Annotated in this window: 4 protein-coding genes and 1 pseudogene; 2 read left to right on the forward strand and 3 right to left on the reverse strand. The window is 73.0% G+C overall.

Annotated elements, in window-relative coordinates; translation table 11 throughout:
• Window positions 1-780: PIG-L family deacetylase (locus tag RWP81_RS14440; protein ID WP_314457237.1), on the reverse strand; the 780-nt coding region annotated here is incomplete at its 3' end.
• Entirely contained in the window at window positions 774-1,820 is a 1,047-nt protein-coding gene (locus tag RWP81_RS14445; protein ID WP_314457239.1) for an acyl-CoA dehydrogenase, read from the reverse strand. The genes RWP81_RS14440 and RWP81_RS14445, both read right to left, overlap by 7 nt.
• A 689-nt stretch (window positions 1,821-2,509) precedes the next feature.
• On the opposite strand from RWP81_RS14445, the gene RWP81_RS14450 reads away from it, so the two are divergent.
• The gene (locus RWP81_RS14450) at window positions 2,510-2,803 is read left to right on the forward strand and encodes a hypothetical protein (protein WP_314457240.1); all 294 of its coding nucleotides are present in this window, start codon (window positions 2,510-2,512) and stop codon (window positions 2,801-2,803) included.
• An 83-nt stretch (window positions 2,804-2,886) separates the two neighbouring features.
• On the opposite strand, the gene RWP81_RS14455 is transcribed toward RWP81_RS14450, so the two are convergent.
• The gene (locus tag RWP81_RS14455) at window positions 2,887-4,053 is read right to left on the reverse strand and encodes an alpha/beta fold hydrolase (protein WP_314457242.1); all 1,167 of its coding nucleotides are present in this window, start codon (window positions 4,051-4,053) and stop codon (window positions 2,887-2,889) included.
• A 114-nt stretch (window positions 4,054-4,167) separates the two neighbouring features.
• On the opposite strand from RWP81_RS14455, the pseudogene RWP81_RS14460 reads away from it, so the two are divergent.
• A pseudogene (locus RWP81_RS14460) lies at window positions 4,168-4,608 on the forward strand (oxidoreductase); the annotation flags it as partial.

Consider the following 4,608-nt stretch of genomic DNA (forward strand, 5'->3'; position numbering starts at 1 on the left):
CTCCGTCGCTGCGCGACCGGCCGCACCGTCGCGCGGCTCGGGTGCGAAGAACACCTCGGCATCCCGCTCGAAATGCGCGCGCATGCGCGGGTGCACCATCGGCTCGTCGCCGAGCGCCGGCGACAACGGCTGGAGCTGACTGGCGTGCGCGTCGAGGGCCCGGGTCTTGGCATCCCGAGCACCCGTGTCGAGAACGAGACGCTCGACGGCGTCCCACGGCACGTCGCCGGGTGCGCCCCAGTGCCACAACCAGATCGGGAACGCGCGCGAGCGCACGGCACGCGCCGCGCACACCTCCTCGACGATCTCGCCGACGACGCGGTGGTCGCGGTGTCCGTCTCCGCGCCAGGGCGACAGCACCAGCACGCGGTCGGAATCGGCGCGGTCGAGAGCCTCGACGAGGGCGGCGGAGACGGCATCCCGATACTCGTCGGTTCCGCCGTCGGGGAGGCCGAGGAACAGCGGGTCGGCGTCGAGCCCGAGCGTCTCCACGGCGGTGCGCAGCTCGCGACGGCGCAGGAGCGCGAGCGTCGCCGGCGAGTGCGTGGGCGAGCCGGGGTGCGACCCCTCGCCGTCGGTCACGACGACGAGATCGACCGGGATGCCGCGGACGGCGGCCGTGGCCAGGAGGCCCGCCGCCCCGAGGGTCTCGTCGTCGGGGTGCGCGGCGACGACGATCAGACGGTCGACATCGAGGTCGAGCGGCGGGAGGTCGCGGCGTAGAGCGGCGGTCCAGACGTGTTCGTCGGTACCCGGATCGCGGTGGTCGAAGCTCACCATGCTCCCCCTCCCCTCGCCACGTCGCCGCCGATCTTCGCCAGGTCGCGCGCGCCGTGATGCTGCCGCACGTACATCTGCAGGTCGGCCACCCGGCGCGCGTGCGCCTCGTCGGCGACGAGAGGCAAGGGGCCGAGGGCGAGGGCGGCCTCGGAGATCGTCGTCTCGACCGCGTCGGCCACGACGGTGCGCGCGCGGGCGGCACGGAGTCCTTCGGATGCCGTGCCCCCGGCGTCGAACACCCGCGCGGTCTCGACGAGCACGGCGCGGGCGGCCCACAGAGCCGTGTCGGCACGGCCGAGGTGCACGCGCGAGACCTGATCTGCGCCGTCACCGGTGGCAGCGACGGCGAGCGCGGAGCGCAGGGGCATCGCTCCACCCCACCAGCACGCCGCGACCCCCACCCCGCCGTGGGCGAAACCGGGACGGCGGAGATACCACCCGGCGTCCCCCACCGGTACGGCAGGGGCGCCCCGGACGTCGATCGGGGCGCTGACGACGCGGTCGAGCCCGCGGGCGTGCCACGGGCCCTGGTGCGCGGTCACGGCCGCATCGCGCAGGTCGAGGGCGAAGAGCTGTCGACGCTCGTCGTCGATCCAGGCCGTGACGAGTGCGCGGTCGAGGTCGGCGGCGAGCGAGCACCACGGCTTGGTTCCGTGCAGCGTCCAGGCTCCCGCGTCGTGTCGCGCCTCGAGTCGTGTGCCCGGGCCCTCGGCGGCGAAGACGCCCCAGGTGCCGGTCGCGTCGAGGTCGAGCGCGAAGCCCGACGCCACGGCCTCGTCGTGGATGGTGAGCGCATCGAGGTGCGGCTCGAGCACGCGGGCGGCGGCGACATCGCGCGCCGCCACCGACGCGAGCAGTTCCCAGGTCGCCGCGACCGAGTCCGGCCGCGCGACGTCGACCGCCCAAGCGAGGGTGGCGACGATGTCCGTGCCGAGACCGTCGACGGCGTCCGCCCCCTCCAGGGCGACACGGACGCCCCCGAGGCCGGGGGTGTCGTCGGGCACGAGCAGGGGGAACGCGAGATGGTCGCCGTCAGTCACCTCGTCAGCATCCGCGCGCGTGCGTCTTTCGGGCAGATCCTTGACACCGACGCCCGGCCCCGACAGGGGCAGTCCGGACGGTCGCAGCATGGTACGGTCGGCGCAGGACGAGCCGGGTTCGCCGAAAGCGCGCTGTTGCGTCCTTCATGTGACACGGCGACGATCTGATCTTCACCCGCACCAACCCGAACGGCGATGTGTCCGTCGCCGGGAAGATCACCGTCATGCCGCCGCCGTTGGCAGATCCACGGCGCCGATGACGGCGTTCTCGCTCGAGACGCCCGCCTCCATCTTCGACACCCGATCAGCACACTTAGCGCGGCTCTCCGACACCGCTAGTACGCGGGGTCGGAGATCGTCACGGGGCGTCCGGTTGCTCGGCATCGCTCCCACCGGCGCACTGCTCGAGTCGCGACCGGTCGAACGGACCGATGGATCCGTCCCACACTCCTTGGGGGCAGGCAGAATCCTTAAGGGCATATCAGCCAGCGCGCCTACCGAACGGAGAGGCAGACATGACCGAGACACCCCCGGTGGAGCGACCAGAGGGTCCGACGGGTGAAGCGGGGCCGGCGGGCGCACCCGAGCTGAGCCGCTCCGTTACGTCGACCCCTGACAACTCGACGCGCCCACCCGTCCACTCAGACGAGGGTTCCCCCAAACGCAACCGGCGCGGGAGCTCCACGCCCGTGGACAACGCGACGCTGCTCCGCGTCGCAGCGTCGGTCCTCTTGGGAGCCGCGGCGATCCTCTCCGCGGGCTTCGGATGGTGGTTCGCCGCCGCCGCCGCGGGCGTCACGGCGGTCGCACTCCTCATGTGGACCTTTCGTGCCGCGGCGGCCGTCGTGCTCGTCGTCGGTGCAGCACTCGTTATGCGCGCGATGGTGGCGTTCTTCTCGAAGCACGAGAGCCTCACTCGGGACCGGTTCGATACGACACACGGCTCGCGGCGTCGGCGTCGGCGTCGGCATCGGCATCGATAGACGTCAGACCAGGCGTCGCACAGACGGGGGCGCAGTGCACGTGCAATGCCGCCGCGAAGGATGACGGTCACCGCCCGGCCAGCTCAGCGCGCCCGCACACGGCGACGCAGCAGGGCGTCGAGATGCGCGACGTGCAGGAGCAATCCGGGGAACGACGCCGACAGTCCCTTCCGGGGCAACCGGTCGAGCGCCGCCTCGTCTGCGGCCAGACGCGCCTGCTGCCCCCGCACGAGGCGCCGGATCGCGTTCAACAGCGCCAGCGGATGAGTGTCGAGGGCGCTGTGGCCATTGCGGATGCGGACCAGAGTGGCATCCGGGGCCGAGGAGGCCACCCGTTCCGCGATCGCCGGAGGCGTGCGCAGGTCCCGGTCACCCGAGAGCACGACGAGCGGGAAGGCGAAGGAGCTGACCGCCTCGATCAGGTCGTACGGTTCGCGCTCGAACGCCGGAAAGCCGGGCGCGAGCGGCAGATACGTCAATGCCGGATCCAGCGGGTGACCGTCGGGCGTACCGGCGTACCCCAGCTCGCGGAACGCGATCGTGCCGACGAGGTCGAACTCGTAGATGCCCGGGATCCGAGGGAGCCCGCCGTCGCGCGTCGCGTAGGCGCCGAGCGCGCGCCACGTGAGGCCGGCACGATGCCGCAGCAGCGGGTGAACCAGGTCGGCCCCGCCCAGCTCGTACGCCGCGCGCACGATGTCCAGCACGACGCGGGGTGCGACGCCGCCCGCGATGAGGCGCCTCACGCCGCGGGCCATGTCGTCGTCGGCATCCCAGAACAACTGCCGCAGGCGCGCCCGCTCGAGACCGACATCGCGGGTGGACTGCAGCGCGGAGTCGAGCAGCATGGATGCCACCCGCTCCGGATGCCGCGCACCGAACGCCATCGCCAGGTAACTGCCGTACGAGGAGCCGACGATCACCGCGCGGTCGATGCCCTCGGCGTCGAGGACGGCCGCGATGTCGTCGAGCACCGCGGTGATGCGCATCGCCTCGGGCGGCAGGGGACGGCCGTCGAGGTCGTGACGCGAGCGGCCGACACCGCGGTGCTCGATCATCACGAGATCGAGCCCGCCGCTCGCCGCCCACCGCCGCAGTCCCCGGTACGGCAACACCGATGCCAGCCCCGGGCCGCCCGGAATGACCACCACGGGCATCTCGTGTCGAGGGCCCGCACGCACGTACGACAGGTCGAACGCCGGCGCCCCTCCGGCCGCGGGGCGGCGGATCGACCGCAGGCTCTCGGGCATGCCAGCACGCTACTCGCGTGCGGGGTGGCGAGGGCGCGAGGCACGGGGTTCCGGTTGGCTGTGAGTTCGGACGCGGACGGCCCCGGTGGGGCACGGCATCCATAGGCTCCGTTCGTGCCCTCCGCCTCCGTTCGAACCCGCGACCTCCCTGCCGCCGTCGCCGCGATCGGCGCGACCGCCCTCGGCGCCGGGCTCGGCGAACTCGTCGCGGCCATCGTCGCCCCCACCGCGAGCCCTTTCGCGGTGATCGGCGGCGGCATGATCGACATCGCCCCCGCGTGGGCGAAAAACCTTGCCATCAGCCTCTTCGGCACCGGCGACAAGGCGGCGCTCCTCGTCGGCATCGCGGTGCTGCTGCTCGCGGTCGCGGGTGCGGCCGGAGTGCTCGAGTGGCACCGGCCCCCGTGGGGCCGCGTGGTCATCGGCGCGCTGGGTGTCGTGGGGGCGATCGTGGCGCTGACCCGCTCCGACGCGGGAATGCTGTCGCCCGTCCCCTCGATCGTCGCGGCCGGCGCGGCCTCGGCGGCGACGGCGTGGCTCATCGGGCGCCTGCGC

This window comes from uncultured Microbacterium sp. (assembly GCF_963521695.1).
In the GTDB taxonomy this organism is placed as follows: domain Bacteria; phylum Actinomycetota; class Actinomycetes; order Actinomycetales; family Microbacteriaceae; genus Microbacterium.

Excerpts from the sequence above, each read along its gene's own strand:
- RWP81_RS14455 (WP_314457242.1), bottom strand. The coding sequence starts at position 4,053 with ATGCCCGAGAGCCTGCGGTCGATCCGCCGCCCCGCGGCCGGAGGGGCG.